The organism is Rhodococcus maanshanensis NBRC 100610 (assembly GCF_001894865.1).
GTDB lineage: Bacteria > Actinomycetota > Actinomycetes > Mycobacteriales > Mycobacteriaceae > Rhodococcus_G > Rhodococcus_G maanshanensis.
On the sequence record NZ_BCXA01000046.1, the window covers coordinates 39,990 to 58,665 of the forward strand.

Genomic DNA, 18,676 nt, shown 5'->3' on the forward strand with positions numbered 1-18,676 from the left:
GATCGACACCAAAATCGCGCTTCCGTGACATTACCGAGACCGGCGCCGGCCCCGCAGCTCGACCGCAGGCGCGTCTCGACACGCCGGTCGGCCGGGCGCGGCCTACTCCCGGCCGGAGGACACCCAGGTCGGATCGGCCGACCGCGCCCCGACGGTGATGGCGGCCAGCTCGTCGAGCCGGGCGATCCGGTCGGCTGACAGCTCGAGGGCCACCGCCTCCGCGTTCTCGGTGACCCGCCCGGCGAAACGTGTCCCCGGGATCGGCACCACCGGCAACGAGAACTCACGCCCCTTGGCGTACAGCCAGGCCAGCGCGACCTGGGCTGCCGTCGCATCGGACTCGCGGGCGACCGCTTCGATCACCTCGAGCACCTTCGCGTTGCCGCCGAGCGCCTCGGCGTCGAATCGCGGGAACCGGCGGCGCAGGTCGGACTCGCCGATCGCGGTCGGATCGTAGGTGCCGGTCAGGAAACCCCGACCGACGGGCGAGTACGGCACGAAACCGACGCCGAGTTCGGCGGCGACGGGGACGACGCTGCGCTCGACGTCGCGGCTCCACACGCTCCACTCGCTCTGGATCGCGGCGATCGGGTGCACCGCGTGGGCTCGGCGCAGCTCGGCGCCGGTGGCCTCGGAGAGGCCCAGGTGTCGCACCTTGCCCGCGGTGACCAGCTCGGCCATCGCGCCGACCGTCTCCTCGATCGGGACGTTCGGATCGACCCGGTGCAGGTAGTAGAGGTCGACGCTGTCGACGCCGAGACGGCCGAGCGACGCCTCCAGATAGCCCGCGACGTTCTCTGGCCGCCCGTCGATGCCCCGCTGTCCGGCGGCGATGTTGCCGACGAGACCGAACTTGGTGGCCAGCTGCACCTCGCCGCGCCTGGTGCGCAGCACCTCCCCGACGGCCTTCTCACTCGCGCCGTTCCCGTACACGTTGGCGGTGTCGAGGAAGGTGACGCCGATGTCGATCGAGTGGTGCAGCGTGGTGAGGGCCTCGGCCGGGTCGACCGGTCCGTAGACCGGCGCGACCGACATGGCCCCGTAACCCTGGGCGCTGACGACGAGTCCTTCGGCGAGTGCAACGGCGCGAACGGTCATGACTCGCATCCTCACCCAGAACGAAGCGAAACGCACGGTCTGGGATCAGCGTGATCCCAGACCGTGCGTCGAAGGCAGAGCGGGCTCGGCGGCCCGCCCGTTCGGTTACCGCTCGATGATCGCCGTGACGCCCTGGCCACCCGCCGCACAGATGGAGATCAGGCCACGGCCGGATCCCTTCTCCGCGAGCATCTTTGCCAACGAGGCCACGATCCTGCCGCCGGTCGCCGCGAACGGGTGCCCGGCCGCGAGCGAGGAGCCGTTGACGTTGAGCTTGCTGCGGTCGATGGAGCCGAGCGCGCCGTCGAGGCCGAGCCGCTCCTTGCAGTACTCGTCCGACTCGAAGGCCTGCAGCGTCGCCAGGACCACCGAGGCGAACGCCTCGTGGATCTCGTAGTAGTCGAAGTCCTGCAGCGTGAGCCCGTTGCGGGCCAGCAGGCGCGGGATCGCGTAGGTCGGCGCCATCAGCAGCCCGTCGCCACCGTGCACGTAGTCGACCGCCGCGGTCTCCGAGTCGACCAGGTGCGCGAGCACCGGCAGGTTCCGCTCGGCCGCCCACTCGTCGGTTGACAGCAGCGCCGCCGAGGCACCGTCGGTGAGCGGGGTGGAGTTGCCCGCGGTCATCGTGGCGTCGCCGAGCTTGGTGCCGAACACCGGCTTGAGGGTGGCGAGCTTCTCCACCGTCGAGCCGGGCCGCAGGTTGTCGTCGCGGGTCAGCCCGAGGAACGGCGTGACCAGGTCGTCGAAGAACCCGCGGTCGTAGGCCGCCGCCATGTTCTTGTGGCTGGCCGCGGCGAGCTCGTCCTGGTCCTCGCGGCGGATGCCGAACTCCTTGGCGGTGATCGCCGCGTGATCGCCCATCGACATCCCGGTGCGGGGCTCGCCGTTGCGCGGGATCTCCAGGCCCAGCATGGAGGGACGCACGTTGCCGAGCAGCTTGATCCGGTCGCCGGTGGTCTTGGCCCGGTTGATCGAGAGCAGGAACTCGCGCAGCGCGTCGTTGACGCCGATCGGGGCGTCGGAAGTGGTGTCGACGCCGCCGCCGATCCCGGCCTCGATCCGGCCCGAGGCGATCGCATCGCCGACCGCGATGATCGACTGCAGGCCGGTGCCGCAGGCCTGCTGCAGGTCGTAGGCAGGGGTGTACGGGCTCAGCGCGCTGCCGAGGACGCTCTCGCGCATCAGGTTGAAGTCGCGGCTGTGCTTGAGCACCGCGCCGCCGACCACCATGCCGAGCTGCTCCCCCTGCAGGTTGAAGCGGCTCACAAGGCCGTCCAGCGTCGAGGTGAACATGTCCTGGTTCGATGCCTGCGCGTACGCCTTGTCGGAGCGCGCGAAGGGGATGCGGTTGCCGCCGACGATGGCGACGGGGCGAAGCTGCTTGCCACCCGCGCTCGGGGCTGCGGCGGCCGGCTTCTTGCTGGTTCGGGCTCTGGGGGTCACGTCGGTCTCCATGTAAGTGGGATCCGCCTCGGCTGAAGGGTCCGGGCCTCGACATTGAACTTACTCCGCAGTAAGTTAGATGTCGACACCGCACCCGAAATCCGGGTGCCCGATTGCGACAAAGAAGGTGGACCGTGGCAGCCAGCAAGGGCGCTCCCGACCTCTACTCCCAGTTCCTCAACTCCGCGCCGGGCGCATTCATCGCCAAGCAGGCCGGCCTGCCGCAGCCGGAGAACCTGCGTCGCTACAAGGCGGGCGAGCCCGCCCTGGCAGGCCCGGTGCTGATCGGCGGCAAGGGCCGCCTGGTCGAGCCGCTGCGGAACCTGCTCTCCGATTACCCCGCCGCCGCACCCCACGACGACCGCCTCGGCGCGCTCGTCTTCGATGCCACCGGCATCGGTCAGGTCAGCGAGCTGTTCCAGCTCTTCGAGTTCTTCCAGCCGGTGATCCGCAACCTCGCACCCAGCGCCCGGGTCGTGGTCCTCGGTACCACGCCCGAGGAGGCCTCGAGCGTCGACGAGCAGATCGCCCAGCGCGCGCTCGAGGGCTTCACCCGCAGCGTCGGCAAGGAGGTCAAGCGCGGCGCGACGGCGCAGCTGGTCTACGTCTCGCCGAACGCCTCGACCGGGCTGTCCGGCGTCGAGTCCACCCTGCGCTTCCTGCTCTCCGCCAAGTCCGCGTTCGTGGACGGCCAGGTCATCCGCGTCGGCGCCGCCGACTCCGTGGCCCCGGCCTCCTGGGACCGTCCGCTCGAGGGCAAGGTCGCCGTGGTGACCGGTGCCGCCCGCGGCATCGGCGCCACCATCGCCGAGGTGCTCTCCCGCGACGGCGCGAAGGTCATCTGCGCGGACATCCCGGCCGCGGGCGAGGCGCTGTCGGAGACCGCGAACAAGGTCGGCGGCACCGCGCTGGCCCTCGATGTCACCGCCGACGATGCGGGCGAGAAGCTGGCCGAGCACCTGCTCGAGCGCCACGGCGGCGCCGACATCATCGTGCACAACGCGGGCATCACCCGCGACAAGACGCTCGCGAACATGGACGACGCCCGCTGGAACATGGTGATCGCCGTGAACCTGCTCGCCCCGCAGCGGATCACCGACACCCTGCTCGCCAAGGGTGCACTCCGCAGCGGCGGCCGGGTGGTCGACGTGTCGTCCATCGCGGGCATCGCCGGCAACCGCGGCCAGACCAACTACGGCACCTCCAAGGCAGGCGTCATCGGCCTGGTACAGGCCACCGCCCCGGTGCTGGCAGAGAAGGACATCACCATCAACGCCGTCGCGCCCGGCTTCATCGAGACCGCGATGACCGCGGCCATCCCGTTCGTCACCCGCGAGGGCGGCCGCCGGATGAGCTCGCTGCTGCAGGGCGGCCAGACCGTGGACGTCGCCGAGCTGGTCTCGTACTTCGCCAGCCCCGCGTCCAACGCCGTGACCGGCCAGGTCGTCCGGGTGTGCGGCCAGTCCCTGATCGGCGCCTGATGTCCGCGCGGAAGGGAGGCCTCGTGCAGCTCACGGAGCAGCCACGGACACTCGAGATCTACGCCCGCGCTGCGCTCGGCGCGCTGCCCGTCGTCGGCAAGTCGGGGACAAGGCGCAGCCTGCCGAAGCAGACCCTCGCCCTCGAGGGATTGCGGGTGGACCCGGACAACCTCGCCGCGTACGCGCGGGTGTGCGGGCTGCGGTTCGGCGACACCCTGCCGATCACCTACCCCTTCACCCTGGTCTTCCCGACCGTGATGAAGCTGATGGTCTCGGCCGAGTTCCCCTTCCCGGTGATCGGTTCGGTCCACACGGACAACGTGATCGAGCAGCTGCGCCCGATCTCCGTCAGCGAGCCGCTCGACCTGAAGGTGCACGCGGAGAACATCCGCAGGCACCCGAAGGGCACCCAGGTGGACCTCGTCAGCGAGGTGTCCGTCGGCCGCGAGCTGGTGTGGCGGCAGGTCAGCAGCTTCCTGAAGATGCACCCGACCGGCGAGCCGAAGGAGCCGAAGCAGGTGCACGCGGACGAGGTGCCGCCGCGCCCGATGCGGACGCTGCGGGTCGATCAGTCGACCATCAGCCGCTACGCCGCGGTGTCCGGGGACCGGAACCCGATCCACGTCTCCTCCCTCGGCGCCAAGGCGTTCGGGTTCCCGAGCAGCATCGCGCACGGGATGTGGAGCGCGGCAGCGGTTCTCGGCGCGATCGAGGGCCGGATCCCGGACCGGGCCACCTACAGCGTCAAGTTCGGCAAGCCGATCGTGCTGCCCGCCACGGTCAACGTCTACGCCGATCAGGTTGCAGCAACGGACGGCTCCGCGGGCACCGGCTGGGACCTGGCGCTGCGCCACCCGAAGAAGGGCTACCCGCACCTGACCGCGACCCTGCGGTAAGGCGGCTCCGCCGCCCGTGCGCGGTTGACGAGTCCAGGGACTCGTCAACCGCGCACGGGCGCGCAGCGCCTGTTTCTACTTCTTCTTGCCTGCCAGGCCGCGCCAGGCCAGGCGCTCGAGCAGGTCGGCCGCGGCGTCCACGGCGATCTCCCCGCCCGCGATCCGGTCCGCGACGGCCTCGCCCGCGCCGACAAGCGCGACGGCCATGATGGAGAAATCGGTCCCCTCGTCGGGATCCTTGGTGCTCGATTCGAGGAGCTTGGCGGTCAGCTCGATCAGCCGGTCGCGCGAGCCGCGCACCTGGCCCGCGAACGCCTGCTGACCGATCGCCTGCCGGTAGAGCACCATCCAGGACGAGCGGTTCTGATCGACGAACCCGAGGAACCCGACCAGGGCGGCCCGAAGCTGCTCGCGCGGGGACAGGCTCGGGTCCCCCGCGGGTGTGATCGCCTCGACGAAGCGCAGGCCCTCGCGGTGGATGCACGCCGCGAACAGCTCCTCCTTGGAGCCGTAGTACAGGTAGAGCATCGGCTTGGAGATCTGCGCGGCAGCGGCGATGGCGTCCATCGACGTGTCGTGAAACCCGTTGACGGAAAACACCTCGACCGCGGCGTCGAGCATCTGCTGCTCGCGAACCGCCCGAGGCAGCCGTTTGGTCCCGCCAGCCATGTGTCCTCCAGAGGTAAGACCCTTTATCTTACTCTAGAGTAAGTAGATCGATTGACGTCCTACATTCTGCCGGATCCACCCGTTGCGCCTGCACGCGGCCGGTTGCGAGCCGGGAAAAGCCGTCGCTAGCAGGTGACGACGCCCTTGGCCCGGGCCACCCGCAACACGGAATCGTCCACCTGCTGCTGGCTGAGCTTGCCCGAGGCCACCAGCTCCTCGAGGTGGTCGAGGACCTCGGGCACCTCGTCGGTGGTCAGCCACAGCGCGACGTCGGCACCCGCGGTCAGGGCCGCCGCCACCGCCTGCGGGGTGTCGAGCTTGTCGGTGATCGCCCGCATGCCGCTGAGGTCGTCGGTGAAGATCGGTCCGTCGAAGGGGGGCGCGCCGTACCCGGTCCCCGTCCGCAGCAGGTTCATCGCGGCGGGGCTGATGCTCGCGGGCACGCCTGGTGCGGTCAGCCCCGGCACCTCCAGATGCCCGACCATCACCCCGACGCCGGTGTCCACCAGCTCACGGAACGGCACCAGGTCGCGGGTCTGCAGCTGGTCCAGCGGCGGCGTGGTGACGGCTCCGGTGTGCGAATCACCCGATGCCGCACCGTGTCCCGGGAAATGCTTGATCACCGGCAGCAGGCCAGCGTCGCGCAGGCCGCGGGCGTACTCCCCTGCGTACTCGGTGACGACCTCCGGGTCGTCGCTGAACGACCGGTCCCCGATCACCGAGTTCGCGGGCTGGCTGCTGACGTCCACGACGGGCGCGTAGTCGACGGTGATACCGAGACCCCGCAGGCCCCGCCCTCGTTCCAGCGCCATCTCGTAGGTCTGCTCGGGCGTCATCGTCTCGGCAACGGTGCGCGGCGGCGGGTCCTCGCCGAGCAGGTCCGCGACCCGCGACACCCGGCCGCCCTCCTCGTCGATGCTGACCATCAGCGGCACCTTCGCCACCGCCTCGACCTGCGGGACCTGCTTGAGCGCCAGCATCGACTCGTCGGTCCAGCTGCCGATGAAGATGCCGCCGATCTGCTCCTTCCGCACCACGTCCACCGCGTCGGCGGTGCCTGTCACACCCACGTTCAGCAACTGCGCCAGCTTCTGCCGCCCGGTCAGCGACGCGAGGAAGTCCGCACCGCAGTGGGCAGGCAGCGTCTGGTCCCTTGCACCGGTGACGAGGTCGTGCTCGGGCGCCGCCGACGGGGAAGGCGAGGCGGAAGGCGACGGCTCGGTGTCGGTCGCGTTGCTGCCGCAGGACACGAGCATCCCGAGACCGAGGACGAGGGCGGCGGCGCGGGACACTCGAGTGGACTTCACCATTCGAGGGTAGGACAGATCCCCCGTCCGCCACACCCTGCAACGGGTAGCGTTAGAGGTGGATCGCCCCCGAAACGAGGAGGTCTCGATGCCCGCAGATCTGATGCTCATCGCCTACGACGGCTCCGACAACGCCAAGCGCGCAATCGAATACGCCGGCCGCTTTCTCAGCGCCGAGCGGGCCGTGGTGATGACCGCCTGGGAACCGATGGTCCGCCAGGCCGCCCGGATGTCCGGGCTGTCGGGCGTGATGCAGCCGGAATGGGTCCCGGACGCGGAGTCCGAGGACATCGCGCTGACCGACGCCAAGGCCATCAACATCGAGGGACTGGACCTCGCGCGGGACGCGGGCCTCAACGCCGAGGGCAGGACCGTGGAGTGCGTCACCACCATCTGGACCACCATCGTCGAGGCCGCCGACGACCTGAACGCCGACATCATCGTCACCGGCACCCGCGGCACCACCGGGCTGCGGTCCCTGCTGCAGTCCTCGGTCGCCGACCACGTCCTGCGGCACAGCCACCGACCCGTGCTGATCGTCCCGCCGGGCCGATAGGTCGCGCGGGCACCGAGCCACCGGCCGGGCAGGCCGTCGCGCCGGCGCGGGACTATCGTCGTGAACCGATGGACGGTTTCCTGCTCTCCCGCGCCGACCGGACCCTGCGCACCTCCGGGAGCCGGGAACGGTTCCACCAGATCGACGCCGCCGCCGAGGCTCTCGCCCGTCGCCGGGTGCCGCTCGTGGTCGGCGCGCTGCCGTTCGACCCCGCCGGACCCGCCGCGCTGACCGCACCGGAGACCGCACGCTTCACCGGCGGCCCGTGGCGGCCGGAATCGCTGCCCGCGCTGCCCACCGTGCGGCTGACCGAGGAACTGCCCGCGGCGGAGGAGCACCTGCGCCGGGTGGCCCGCCTGATCGACCGGCTCCGCGGCGGCGATCTGCAGAAGGTGGTCGCGGCGCGCTCGGTGGTGCTCTCGGCGCCCACACCCATCGACCCGTGGTCGCTGCTGGCCCGGCTGGTGTCGCGGGACCACGCGGGCAACGGCTTCGGCGTCGACCTGTCGCCCGCGGGCGACGGCTATCTCGGGCACGCACTGGTGGGGGCCAGCCCCGAACTGCTGCTGCGCCGCACCGGCCGCGCCGTTGAGTGCTTCCCGCTGGCCGGTACCGCCCCACGTCACGCAGACCCCGACCAGGACCACGCGGAGGGGCAGCGACTGCTGGCGTCGGCGAAGAACCGGTCCGAACACGCCTTCGTGACCGAGTGGATCCGCTCCGTCCTCGACCCGGTCTGCGCCGAACTGACCGTGCCGCAGTCCCCCCGGCTGATCAGCACCCCCGCGGTGTGGCACCTGGGCACCCCGATCACGGGTGTATTGCGCGATCCGGCCCCGTCGGCGCTGGAGCTGGCCCGCCTGCTGCACCCGACGCCCGCCGTCGGCGGCACCCCCACCGAGGGCGCGATCGTCGCGATCCGCGAGTGCGAGGAGCCGCGCCGGTTCTACGGCGGCGCGGCCGGCTGGTGTGACCACGACGGCGACGGCGAGTGGGTGGTGGCCATCCGGTGCGCCGAGATCGACGCGGACGGCCTGCGCGCGCGGGCGTGGGCGGGCGGAGGGATCGTGGCGGCCTCCGACCCCGACTCCGAGCTGGCCGAGACGTCCGCGAAGCTCCGTACCCTGCTCGGCGCGCTCGGCGTCGACCCCGAGCCGGCGGGCCGCGGCGCGTAACCGGTAAGCGAACCCGACCGCCGGGTGCCAGGTGATACCTTGACGCGAGACGTTTCCGGTCAGCAGTAGCAAATGGGAGATCCGAGATGAAGTTCCTTGTCCCCGGTGTGGCAAGCGCAGTGATCGGTGCGGTGCTCGGTCTGGGTGCCGTCTTCGGGATTACCGCGGCCGCGTCGGACAACACTCGTCCGGACATCGACCGCAGCGGCAACGCCGATTCCTCCCTGCTGAACCAGGTTGAGTACGGCAGCCGCTGAGAACGCTGGAAGCGCGAGTCCCCGCACTCCTTCTGTCTTGGCGTCCGAGGCGCCGAACAACGCCCCACTGACCCGTCGGTGGCTGTTCGGCGCCTCAGCCATAGCGTTTCTTCTGGCGTTCCTGCAGGCTCCCGGCCAGCTGGTCGCCGACACCAAGTTCGACCTCACCCAGAACCCGCTCGGGTTCCTCGAGCGCGCGTCGCACCAGTGGAGTAGCCAGGCACCGCTTGGCCAGGTGCAGAACCAGGCCTACGGCTACTTCTTCCCGCACGGCGCCTTCTTCAGCCTCGGCGAGCTGGCCCACATCCCACCGTGGATCACCCAGCGCATCTGGTGGGCGCTGCTGCTCATCGCGGGGTTCTGGGGCATCATCCGAGTCGCCGAGGCGCTCGGCATCGGCAGCCGCAGCTCCCGGATCATCGCCGCCGTCGCGTTCGCGCTCTCGCCGCGGGTCCTGACCACCCTCGGATCGATCTCCTCCGAGACCCTGCCGATGATGCTGGCGCCCTGGGTGCTGCTGCCGGTGATCCTGGCGACCTCGTCGCTCGTGAGTACTTCCGGCCCCCAGGGGGACCAGAAGTACTCACCGGCGCGGCTCGCCGCCCAGTCGGCGCTCGCCGTCGCGCTGATGGGCTCGGTCAACGCCGTCGCCACCGCGGCCGCGTGCCTGGTCGCCGCCCTGTGGTGGGCCTCGCACCGCCCGAACCGGCGCTGGTGGATCTTCACCGCGTGGTGGATCCCGCTCTGCCTGGTCGCGACGGCCTGGTGGATGGTGCCGCTGCTGCTGCTCGGCAAGGTCAGCCCCCCGTTCCTGGACTACATCGAGTCGTCCGGGGTCACCACCCAGTGGACCAACCTGGCCGAGGTGCTGCGCGGCACCGACAGCTGGACGCCGTTCGTCTCGCCCGAGCGGATCGCGGGCGCGGTGCTGGTCACCCAGCCCGCAGCGGTCCTGGCGACCGGGCTGATCGCCGCCGCGGGCATGGCCGGCCTGGCGATGCGCTCGATGCCTGCCAAGGGCAGGCTGGCGCTGATCCTGTTCGTCGGGCTGGCCGGACTGGCCGCGGGCTACGTCGGCGACCTCGGCTCCCCCATCGCCGAGCAGGTCCGGCTGTTCCTCGATTCCGGCGGCGCCCCGCTGCGCAATGTGCACAAGCTCGAGCCGCTGGTCCGGCTGCCGCTGGTCCTCGGGCTCGCCCACCTGCTCGGCAAGGTGTCGCTGCCCGGATCGGTCCCCCGCGCCCGCTGGCGGACCGCGCTCGCGCACCCCGAACGCGAGCCGATGGTCGCGCTGACCAGCCTGATCCTGGTCGCGCTCACCCTCGCGACCTCGCTGGCCTGGACCGGCAAGCTCGCCCCGCGCGGCGCCTACCCGGAGGTGCCGGGGTACTGGCACGAGGCCGCGGACTGGCTCGGCGAGCACGCGGCGGGCAGCTCCCCCGACGGGTCCGACGCGCAGCGCGCGCTGCTGGTGCCCGGCGCGCCGTTCGCCAGCCAGGTGTGGGGGCTGACCAGGGACGAGCCGATGCAGGCGCTGGCCGACACCCCGTGGGCGGTGCGCGACGCGGTGCCGCTGGTGCCGCCCGGCGCCATCCGCGCCCTCGACTCCGTGCAGCGCCTCGTCGCGGACGGCAGCCCATCGGCCGGCCTGGCGGAAACCCTGCTGGGACAGGGCATCGGCTATGTGGTGGTGCGCAACGACCTGGATCCGGAGACGTCCCGCTCGACCCGTCCTGCGCTGGTCCACCAGGCCATCGACGGGTCGCCCGGGCTGGAGAAGGTCGCTCAGTTCGGTGAGGACGTCGGCGCGGGCGAGGCCGAGGGACTGGTCACCGACAGCGACCTGAGGCCCCGGTACCCGGCCGTCGAGATCTACCGGGTCACCGGCCCGAACCGACCCGGCGCCGTCGACTCCGGGCCGTTCACCGTGGACCTGGACGCGGCGCCGCGGGTGCAGGGCGGACCGGAATCGTTGCAGCGCTTGGCCGCCCGGCGCGGCCTCGGCGACACCGGGCTCGACCTGCCTCCCGGCCCCGTGCTGCTGGCCGCCGACGCCGAGCGAGCCGGACTGCCGGTGGACTCGGTGGTCGTGACGGACACCCCGACCGATCGCGAGACCGACTACGGCCAGGTCGACAACCACAGCTCGGCGCTGCGCACCCCCGACGACCCGCGGCGCACCCACAACCTGGTGCCGGACTACCCGGTGCCGGGAGCCCCGCTGGTCACGGGCGAATGGGACGGCGCGCGGATCACGGTCTCCAGCTCGGCCGCCGACGCCACCCAGCTCGGTGGCACCGCGCCCGGCAACGGACCTGCGGCCACCGTGGACGGCGACCCGGCGACCGGCTGGTTCAGCAACGGCCTGGAAAGCGCTCTCGGACAGTGGATCCGACTCGACTTCGACGCGCCGGTGACCAGCGGGCTGCTGAAGCTGCGCACCAGCCCGGGCGCGCTCGGCGTGCCGGTGAAGCAGCTCGAGGTGACCACCCCCAACGGCAGCACCGCCGTCCGTGTCGGCAAGCCGGGCGAGGTGATCACGGTGTCACTTCCCCCCGGCAAGACGGACTGGCTCAAGGTCACCGCGACCAAGACCGAGGACGGCTCGGTTGGCACCCAGTTCGGGGTCAGCGAGATCTCCGTCGAGGACTACTCCGATCGCGACGCCCCGGTGGCGGTGCCGATCGCGTTCCGAACCGTGCTGCCGCCGACCCCCACCGGCGCCGCCGTCGAGGGTTGGGACCTCGGCCAGGAACTGCCCGGCCGGACCGGGTGCGTCGACGCCCCGGACCGGGTGCGGTGCAGCCGGGGACTCGGCCTCGCCCCGGAGGAGCCGGGCACCTTCCAGCGCACCCTGTCCGTGCCGGCCGCCACCGCGGTGACGCCACAGCTGTTCGTCCGCTCCCGGCAGGGCCCGGCGCTCGACGCGCTGCTCGCCGAGCCCGGCCGTGCGCAGGCCGCCGGGCAGGCCGCGGTCGGCGACCTGCGCGGCTCGGCCTTCGCCGCCACCGACGGCGACCTGCGTACCGCGTGGACCGCATCCGAGGACACCACCAGCGGCAAGGACGCGAAACCGACTCTGACGGTGCGCCTTCCGGAGCCGACACTGGTCACGGGACTGGACCTGACCCCGAGCCTCGGCGCCCTCCCCGCCGCGCCGACCACCGTCGCCGTCGACCTCGGCACCGGTCCCCAGGTCCGGAAGCTGAGCGACGACGAACCGATCCGCCTCGAGCCGGCCGTCACCGACCGCATCGTGCTCAGCCTGGTCGACTGGGAGGACGTTCTCGACCAGACCGCCCTCGGCTTCGCGAAGGTGCAGCCGGCCGGGCTCGCGGAGATCGGCGTCCTCACCACCAGCGAGGACGGAACCGACCTGGTGGTCGCCGGGACCGGGGTGGAGGAGCAGCCCACCGACCGGACCGTCACCGTCGGCTGCGCGGACGGGCCGACGCTCTCGCTCGCCGGACGGACGCTGCGCGCCTCCGTCACCGCGACCGTTGGGCAGCTACGGTCCGGTGCCCCCGTGCCCGCGACCGTGTGCGCGGACGACACCGGCGACACCGACGAAACCGAGAGCACCACAGTCGATCCCGATGCCCCCGCGGCCGCCGCGATCTCGCTGCCCGCCGGACGTCAGGACGTCACCGTCGCGCCCGGCGCCGCCTTCTTCGTCGACGGACTGCAGCTCGTCGCCGCCCCCGCGGCCGGAACCCCCGCCGCGCCGGGGACGCAGGACGCCGTCCGCGTGCCCACCGACGGATGGACCCCCAACGAGCGGTCCCTGCACGTGACCGCCCCCGACGGCGACCGACTGCTGGTGGTGCCGGAGTCCCACAACATCGGCTGGATCGCCACCGCACCGGACGGCGCCGAACTGTCGCCTGTCGTCGTCAACGGCTGGCAGCAGGGCTGGATCGTGCCCGCGGGCACCGACGGCACCGTCGTCCTGGAGTTCCCGACCGACCGCTGGTACCGGCTGGGCATCTTCGGCGGCCTGCTGCTGCTGATACCGCTGCTGCTGCTGGCGGTGCTCCCCGCCCGCCGACGCGTGGTCCCCGGCCCGGCGCCGCGAACCTGGCACGCCGTCACCGTCGGCTACCTCGGGCTGCTCGCGCTCGCCACGGTGATCGCCGGGCTGCCTGGCACGATCGTCGCGGCGCTGGTGACCGGGCTGGCACTGGCCCTGCGCGTCCGGCGCGGGCCCGCGAGTGCCGCTCGCATCCTGGTCGGAACGGCCGGGCTGGGCGCCATGCTCAGCGCCGCCCTGCTCTCCACCGGGCCGTGGCGGGCGATCGACGGCTACGTCGGCCACTCGGTGCTCGTTCAGCTCCCGGCGCTGGTCGCGGTGGTCGCGGTGGGGCTGGCCGCGTTGCCGCTGGCCGCCTCGCCCCGCGCCTCCCGCGCATTGCGGCGACTCTCCCAGTTCTTCACCGCGAGGCGGACCGGCTCCTCGACCAGCGCGTAGCTCGCGGAGGCGACGGCCAGGCTGAGGCAGATCGTCACCACGAGCACAAAGACGAAACTCCCGCTGAAGGGCACGATGCCGAACACAGGGAAGATGATCGAGAGCACCGCGAGGTGCCAGATGAAGAGCCCATAGGACCAGCGCCCGACCGCGAGCGCGAGCGGGCTCGCCAGGATCCGGTGCCGCGCGGTGTCGCCGAGCACCAGCGGCGCCAGCAACGCGAACGCGAGCACCGCGCCGAGCGCGATCTTCACCGAGTACTGCCACGGTTCCGCGCGCGTGAGCCCTTCCGGCCCAGCGAGATCCGTGCACGAGAGCGCGAACGCGGCCACCGCGATCACCGCCATCCACCCGCGCCTGCGCGCCAGCCGGTGCGCCGGGCTGTCGACCAGCAGGGCGAGTTCGGCCAACACCATGCCGGCCGCGAACCACGGCAGGTACCCGGGCAACCAGTTGTCGGAGTGGATGGCGTCCGGCGTCGGCACCGGCACGAAGACCCAGCCGAGACTCGCCACGGCCGCGGCGAGGAGCACCGGGATCCGCAGCCGGGCACTCGCCCCGCGCAGTCGGACGAAGGCGAGCGCGATCAGCGGGAGCAACACATAGAAGGCCACCTCCACCGACAGGCTCCACATCTGGGTCAGGCCGCCGGTCAGGGTGAGCGGCACGAACACCTGGACCAGACCCAGGTTCGCCAGCCACACCTGCAGCCCGCCGCCTGCCTCCGGCAGGAACAGCAGGATCAGCACGACCGCCACCCAGTACGCGGGCAGGATGCGGGCGGCGCGGTGCAGCAGATAGCGCCCGGTCGCGGGCGCCGTGCCCAGCCCGCGGGCCACCGAAGCGTGCGGGCGCCACAGCAGGAACCCGGACAGCGCGAAGAACAACGCCACCGCCATGTCGAAGCGACCCCAGATGCGGCCGAGCACGGGATCGCCGGTCGCCCCGGTCTGAAAGGCGACGTGGGTGACCAGCACGCCGAGCGCGGCGAATCCCCGCATGCCCTCCAACGCGGGGATGAACCCGCGCGATGCGGACACGACCTGCTGCGGGTGGGAAGCCTCGGTACTCATTTGCGGACCAGTGTGCCCCAGCCCGGCGTGTCGGACGAGGACACCCGGATGCCGAGACACGGAAATACGGCGTGCCAGCGCAATCGGACACTGGACACTGTTACTGTCTGGCTCACTGAGTGTCGCAAGCCGGACGCTCTGCGATCGGTGCCGCCCACGGCAGCACTCGGGCTGACAATGATTGACGAAGGAGATTCAGCATGGCGGGACGCTCAGGGCCGAGCAGGACACTTGCCTGCATCCTGGTGGGGCTCGGCGCTTTCCTATTGGCTGCCGCTGTCCTCATCCCGACGTACACGGTCGACAAGCTGAAGAAGACGCCGCTCGACCTCGAGGTCACCACGGTGGCCGAGGGCGTCGGCGAGGTCCTCGACTCGAAGTCGCTCACCGCGGGCAAGGCCGTCGTCAACACCAACGTGCCGCTGGTCGCCCAGCGTTACGTCACCGTCGTCGACCCGTCCGACGCCGAGAAGATCACCGTCCAGGCCGGCCAGACGCTGCGTCGCACCGACAAGCAGGGCGACACCGGCCTGCTGACCGCGACCGTCGACACCGTCACCGTTGACCGGGTCAGCTCCATGCCGATCCAGGACCCGATCGGGTCGATCCAGACCCAGTCCGACAAGCCGGCCGAAGAGGTCGAGCACACCGGCCTGCAGTACAAGTGGCCGTTCGACGCCGAGCAGCAGGCGTACCCGTACTTCGACATCAATGCCCGTGCCACCAAGGACATCGACTTCGTCGAGGAGACGGAGATCAACGGCATGAAGGTGTACCACTACAACCAGAAGGTCGGCCCCGTCGACCTGTCCAAGGTGGTCGCCTCGCCGACGAACAAGCTGACCCTGCCCGCCGCCACCTGGGGCGTCGAGGGCGGCGACGCGCCGGTCACCATGACCCGCTGGTACGCCAACGAGCGCGACACCTGGGTCGACCCGATCACCGGCGTCGTCGTCAAGGGCCAGGAGAAGCTGTACCAGTACTACGCCCGCACGGCCGACAAGCCCGAGGTGACCGTCCTCAAGGCCACGCTGCCGTTCAACGAGGACACCATCGAGTACCAGATCGGCCAGGCCAAGGACGGCGCGGACAAGCTGTCGATGTTCGGCCGCACGGTTCCGATCATCCTCGGCATCCTCGGCCTGATCTCCCTGATCGCCGGCATCTTCCTCGGCGTCCGTGGAGGCAGCGGACCGAAGACCCCCGCAGCCGCGAACGGCACGGGCACCGCCCCGAGCGGCTCCGCCAACGAGCCCTACGACTCCGGCAACGCGGAGACCGAGCAGTTCCCGCGTCACGACTGGACCTCGGACAAGACGGAGGAGTTCCCGGCCGTCGACACCCGCGACCAGGAACCGCCGACCACCCGCCTGTAGGCAAAGCACAGCAACGCGAAGGGCCCGCACTCATCTCGAGTGCGGGCCCTTCGCGTTGCCGGGCGTAGGTTGGGCGTAGTCGAGAGCGCGCCCATGAGCCAGACCCGTCACCGCTGCGAGTTCCGCTTCTACGAGGAGCTGAACGACTTCCTGCCGCCCGCGCTGCGCAAGCGCGACTTCCCGCACGACTTCGACGGCACCCCGACGGTGAAGGACCGGATCGAGTCGCTCGGGGTGCCGCACACCGAGGTCGACCTGATCCTGGTCGACGGCGGCTCCGTCGGTTTCGGGCACCGGCTGTGCGGCGGCGAACGGGTGGCGGTCTACCCCGTGTTCGAGCGATTCGACCTGGACGGCCTCACCCGGCTGCGGCCGCTGCCGCTGCGCGAGCCGCGGTTCGCTGCCGACGTGCACCTGGGCCGGCTCGCCTCCTATCTCCGCCTGCTCGGCTTCGACTGCCTGTACCGCAACGACTTCGCGGACGACGAGTTGCTCGCGCTCTCGCTCAGCGAGCACCGGACGGTGCTGACCCGCGACATCGGTCTGCTCAAACGGGCGGCACTGCGACGCGGCGCCTTCCTGCACGAGACCGATCCGCGTCGGCAGCTCCGCGAGGTGCTGGACCGGTTCCAGCTCGATTCGCGGATCGCACCGCTGACCCGGTGCGCCCGCTGCAACGGACCCGTCGGCCCGGTGCCGAGGCGGGTCGCGGCGGGGCTGGTGCCGGACAGCGTGGCCCGCGATCAGCACGAGTTCAGCCGCTGCCGTTCCTGCGGCCAGCTGTACTGGCCGGGCAGCCACCTGGTGCGCCTGCGTCGGCGCCTGGCCGCGGTCGGGGTGCGGCTCTAGCGCGCGTCTCTCAAATCCCTCCGGATGCACCTGGTGAAACGATCGTCGTCCGGCAAGGCGGAGGAGGAGCCGATACCGGGTTTGTATCGGCGACGACGACAACGCAGCAGGGCGGCGATCGGGCGCCAGGTGCGCCGAATGTGGATTTGGGAGACGTGCCCTAGCTCTCCGTGACGCGCTCAGCGACGCCCTCGGCGCCGCGCAGGGCCGCGACGCTCACCACCGCCGCCGCGAGCGCGGCCGTGACCACCGCGATCGTGATCAACTGCCGGATCGTCGAGGCGAAAGCCAGGATCAGGGCGACCCCGATCGCCAGCGCCACCCACGCGGCCAGCGCCAGCCGGGTGCGCTCGCGGGCGATCGCCGACAGCAGTGCCCCCTGCAGCACCGCCAGGCACGCCCCGTCGAGCGCGAACAACCACAGCAGGCCCTGCACCGGCGCGTAGTCCTGCCCGACCAGCAGCGGCGCCAGCGGCGCGACGAGCGCGACGCCCGCGACCGTGACGGCGCCGAGCCCCACCAGCACGCCGAGCGCCGAGCGCACCGCGCGCGCCGAGTGCGTCGGGCTGGCCATCCGCGGGTACAGCACCACGCCGACCGCGGCGGGCAGCCAGAATGCCGCCTTCGTCGCCACCGCGCCGAGCGCGTACTGCCCGGCCTGCGACTCGTCGAGCACCACCCGGGTCAGCAGCAGGTCCGCCGACGACAGCGCGATCAGCGCCAACTGGACCTGCGAGGCGCGCAGCACCGCGGCGACCCCAACCGGAACCGCTCGCTCGACCCCTGCGGCCACGCCCCCGCGGCCGACCAGCACCCGGGTGCCCGCGGCCACCGAGCCCGTCCCGATCGCCGCCACCGTCAGCGCCGCGCCCGCCCCGCCGCCGACCGCAAGGACCGCGACCGCGGGCACGACCTTCGCGATACCCGTGGCGGCCAGGATCACGCTCAGCTCACCGAACCGGCCGCGTCCCTGCAGGAGTCCCTGTTCGGTGGCGAGCAGCACCAGCAGCGGCGCGGTGAGCAGCGCGGCGGCCGTCGCCCCGACCCCGGTGTCCAGCACCGCAGCCACCGGGACCACGAGCGCCGCCGCGATCACCGCGACGATCACCGCGCACCGGCGGCCGAGACCGCGCAGCGCGGCGTCTCCGTTGCCCAGAACCACCTCGCGGGCGACCACCGTCTGCAGGGCCAGCGCGGGCACCGCGAGGACCAACTGGGCGGCCAGCAGGCTCGCGAACTCGCTGTAGCCGGCGGGCCCCAGCCAGCGGCTGGCGACCAGCGCCAGCACGTACGAGGCCAGGTTCGCGGTCATCGAGCCGACCGTCACCATCGTCATCCCGGCCACCGCGGAGGTGGCGGCGGGGCGAGGTGTCATCCGCCCATGATCGCACCCGTTATCGTTCGGACCATGATCGCGCGGCCCGCGGGGCTCACCCGGGCCGTTCCCGCGCTGTATTCGCTGGCGCTCGCGGCGATCGTCCTCGGCCCGCTGCTCGGCCCGGGATACCTGTTGCTGCGCGACGCGGTGAGCACCCCTCGCTCGTATCTGACCGACTCGGCGCTCGGGCTGACCGACGCCGCCGCACGCGCGGTCCCGCAGGATGCCGCGATCGCCGCGCTGACGTCGGTCATCGACGGCGGCCTGGTGGTGAAGGCGATCCTGCTGTCGGCGCTGTGGCTCGCGGGGTGGGGTGCGGCCCGCATGGTCGCCGCGCTGCTACCGACGGCCGGGCTCGGTCCGCAGCTGCTGGCCTCGACGGTGCTGCTGTGGAACCCGTACGTGGCCGAGCGGCTCTTGCAGGGGCACTGGAGCCTGCTGACCGGGTACGCGGCCTTGCCGTGGACGGTGCTCGCCGCGCTGCGCCTGCGGCGGTCGGCCGCCCCGTTGTCGCCTCGGTCGTGGTGCCCGCTCGGGCTGACGCTGGCCGCCGCCGGGCTCACCCCGACCGGCGCGCTGCTGGCCACCGTGCTGGCCGCGGTGCTGCTGGCCCTGCCGGGCGGCGCGGGCGCGCGGTGGTCGCGGCTGGC

At 71.8% G+C, this 18,676-nt stretch carries 14 protein-coding genes and 1 pseudogene; 9 read left to right on the forward strand and 6 right to left on the reverse strand.

The genetic code is table 11. The features are described 5' to 3' along the window. Positions 1 to 102: 102 nt before the first annotated feature. Both RM1_RS20800 and RM1_RS20805 read right to left on the reverse strand, forming a co-directional pair. Entirely contained in the window at positions 103 to 1,098 is a 996-nt protein-coding gene (locus RM1_RS20800) for an aldo/keto reductase (protein ID WP_072753596.1), read from the reverse strand. A gap of 105 nt (positions 1,099 to 1,203) precedes the next feature. Beyond that, a complete protein-coding gene (locus RM1_RS20805) occupies positions 1,204 to 2,541 on the reverse strand; it encodes an acetyl-CoA C-acetyltransferase (RefSeq protein ID WP_072753612.1) in 1,338 nt (445 codons plus the stop codon). A gap of 134 nt (positions 2,542 to 2,675) precedes the next feature. Between RM1_RS20805 and RM1_RS20810 the strand changes: the two genes are divergently transcribed. Both RM1_RS20810 and RM1_RS20815 read left to right on the forward strand, forming a co-directional pair. Further along, the gene (locus tag RM1_RS20810; RefSeq protein WP_072753597.1) at positions 2,676 to 4,022 is read left to right on the forward strand and encodes a 3-oxoacyl-ACP reductase; all 1,347 of its coding nucleotides are present in this window, start codon (positions 2,676 to 2,678) and stop codon (positions 4,020 to 4,022) included. Next, positions 4,022 to 4,918 carry a MaoC/PaaZ C-terminal domain-containing protein gene (locus RM1_RS20815; protein ID WP_072753598.1) on the forward strand — a complete coding sequence of 299 codons (897 nt, stop codon included), beginning with the start codon at positions 4,022 to 4,024 and terminating at the stop codon, positions 4,916 to 4,918. The genes RM1_RS20810 and RM1_RS20815 overlap by 1 nt, the downstream gene beginning before the upstream one ends. A gap of 75 nt (positions 4,919 to 4,993) precedes the next feature. On the opposite strand, the gene RM1_RS20820 is transcribed toward RM1_RS20815, so the two are convergent. Both RM1_RS20820 and RM1_RS20825 read right to left on the reverse strand, forming a co-directional pair. Continuing rightward, positions 4,994 to 5,587: a TetR/AcrR family transcriptional regulator gene (locus RM1_RS20820; RefSeq protein ID WP_027502802.1), complete on the reverse strand. Its 594-nt coding sequence runs from the start codon at positions 5,585 to 5,587 to the stop codon at positions 4,994 to 4,996. A gap of 125 nt (positions 5,588 to 5,712) precedes the next feature. Continuing rightward, positions 5,713 to 6,843, reverse strand: coding sequence for a glycoside hydrolase family 3 N-terminal domain-containing protein (locus RM1_RS20825; RefSeq protein WP_092667832.1), 1,131 nt, complete (start codon positions 6,841 to 6,843; stop codon positions 5,713 to 5,715). A 139-nt stretch (positions 6,844 to 6,982) separates the two neighbouring features. On the opposite strand from RM1_RS20825, the gene RM1_RS20830 reads away from it, so the two are divergent. The 4 genes from RM1_RS20830 (at position 6,983) to RM1_RS20845 (ending at position 13,350) form a co-directional block, all read left to right on the forward strand. Further along, positions 6,983 to 7,450, forward strand: a complete 468-nt coding sequence (locus RM1_RS20830) for a universal stress protein (RefSeq protein ID WP_027502804.1) — start codon at positions 6,983 to 6,985, stop codon at positions 7,448 to 7,450. A gap of 68 nt (positions 7,451 to 7,518) precedes the next feature. Then, complete coding sequence (locus RM1_RS20835) at positions 7,519 to 8,625, forward strand: isochorismate synthase (protein WP_072753600.1); 1,107 nt, start codon at positions 7,519 to 7,521, stop codon at positions 8,623 to 8,625. A gap of 86 nt (positions 8,626 to 8,711) precedes the next feature. Then, a complete protein-coding gene (locus tag RM1_RS20840; protein ID WP_072753601.1) occupies positions 8,712 to 8,882 on the forward strand; it encodes a DUF2613 domain-containing protein in 171 nt (56 codons plus the stop codon). A gap of 37 nt (positions 8,883 to 8,919) precedes the next feature. Then, positions 8,920 to 13,350: an alpha-(1->3)-arabinofuranosyltransferase domain-containing protein gene (locus tag RM1_RS20845; protein ID WP_072753602.1), complete on the forward strand. Its 4,431-nt coding sequence runs from the start codon at positions 8,920 to 8,922 to the stop codon at positions 13,348 to 13,350. Positions 13,351 to 13,373: 23 nt separating this feature from the next. Here RM1_RS20845 and RM1_RS20850 read toward each other — a convergent pair. After that, positions 13,374 to 14,423: pseudogene (locus tag RM1_RS20850) on the reverse strand (acyltransferase family protein); the annotation flags it as partial. 200 nt (positions 14,424 to 14,623) lie between these two features. Between RM1_RS20850 and pgfA the strand changes: the two are divergent. After that, positions 14,624 to 15,799 carry a cell envelope lipid trafficking protein PgfA gene (gene pgfA / locus RM1_RS20855; protein ID WP_072753604.1) on the forward strand — a complete coding sequence of 392 codons (1,176 nt, stop codon included), beginning with the start codon at positions 14,624 to 14,626 and terminating at the stop codon, positions 15,797 to 15,799. Positions 15,800 to 15,892: 93 nt separating this feature from the next. Further along, a complete protein-coding gene (locus tag RM1_RS20860) occupies positions 15,893 to 16,648 on the forward strand; it encodes a Mut7-C RNAse domain-containing protein (RefSeq protein ID WP_072753605.1) in 756 nt (251 codons plus the stop codon). Positions 16,649 to 16,808: 160 nt separating this feature from the next. Here the strand turns inward: RM1_RS20860 and RM1_RS20865 are convergent, their stop codons facing one another. Further along, positions 16,809 to 18,023: a polysaccharide biosynthesis protein gene (locus RM1_RS20865; protein WP_072753606.1), complete on the reverse strand. Its 1,215-nt coding sequence runs from the start codon at positions 18,021 to 18,023 to the stop codon at positions 16,809 to 16,811. A gap of 33 nt (positions 18,024 to 18,056) precedes the next feature. Between RM1_RS20865 and RM1_RS20870 the strand changes: the two genes are divergently transcribed. Further along, on the forward strand, positions 18,057 to 18,676 hold a 620-nt coding region (locus RM1_RS20870), incomplete at its 3' end, for an MmpA family trehalose lipid delivery protein (protein ID WP_501193746.1).

Excerpts from the sequence above, each read along its gene's own strand:
- RM1_RS20800 (WP_072753596.1), bottom strand. The coding sequence starts at position 1,098 with ATGACCGTTCGCGCCGTTGCACTCGCCGAAGGACTCGTCGTCAGCGCC.
- RM1_RS20815 (WP_072753598.1), top strand. The coding sequence starts at position 4,022 with ATGTCCGCGCGGAAGGGAGGCCTCGTGCAGCTCACGGAGCAGCCACGG.
- RM1_RS20820 (WP_027502802.1), bottom strand. The coding sequence starts at position 5,587 with ATGGCTGGCGGGACCAAACGGCTGCCTCGGGCGGTTCGCGAGCAGCAG.
- RM1_RS20825 (WP_092667832.1), bottom strand. The coding sequence starts at position 6,843 with ATGCTCGTGTCCTGCGGCAGCAACGCGACCGACACCGAGCCGTCGCCT.
- RM1_RS20830 (WP_027502804.1), top strand. The coding sequence starts at position 6,983 with ATGCCCGCAGATCTGATGCTCATCGCCTACGACGGCTCCGACAACGCC.
- RM1_RS20835 (WP_072753600.1), top strand. The coding sequence starts at position 7,519 with ATGGACGGTTTCCTGCTCTCCCGCGCCGACCGGACCCTGCGCACCTCC.
- RM1_RS20840 (WP_072753601.1), top strand. The coding sequence starts at position 8,712 with ATGAAGTTCCTTGTCCCCGGTGTGGCAAGCGCAGTGATCGGTGCGGTG.
- pgfA (WP_072753604.1), top strand. The coding sequence starts at position 14,624 with ATGGCGGGACGCTCAGGGCCGAGCAGGACACTTGCCTGCATCCTGGTG.
- RM1_RS20860 (WP_072753605.1), top strand. The coding sequence starts at position 15,893 with ATGAGCCAGACCCGTCACCGCTGCGAGTTCCGCTTCTACGAGGAGCTG.
- RM1_RS20865 (WP_072753606.1), bottom strand. The coding sequence starts at position 18,023 with ATGACACCTCGCCCCGCCGCCACCTCCGCGGTGGCCGGGATGACGATG.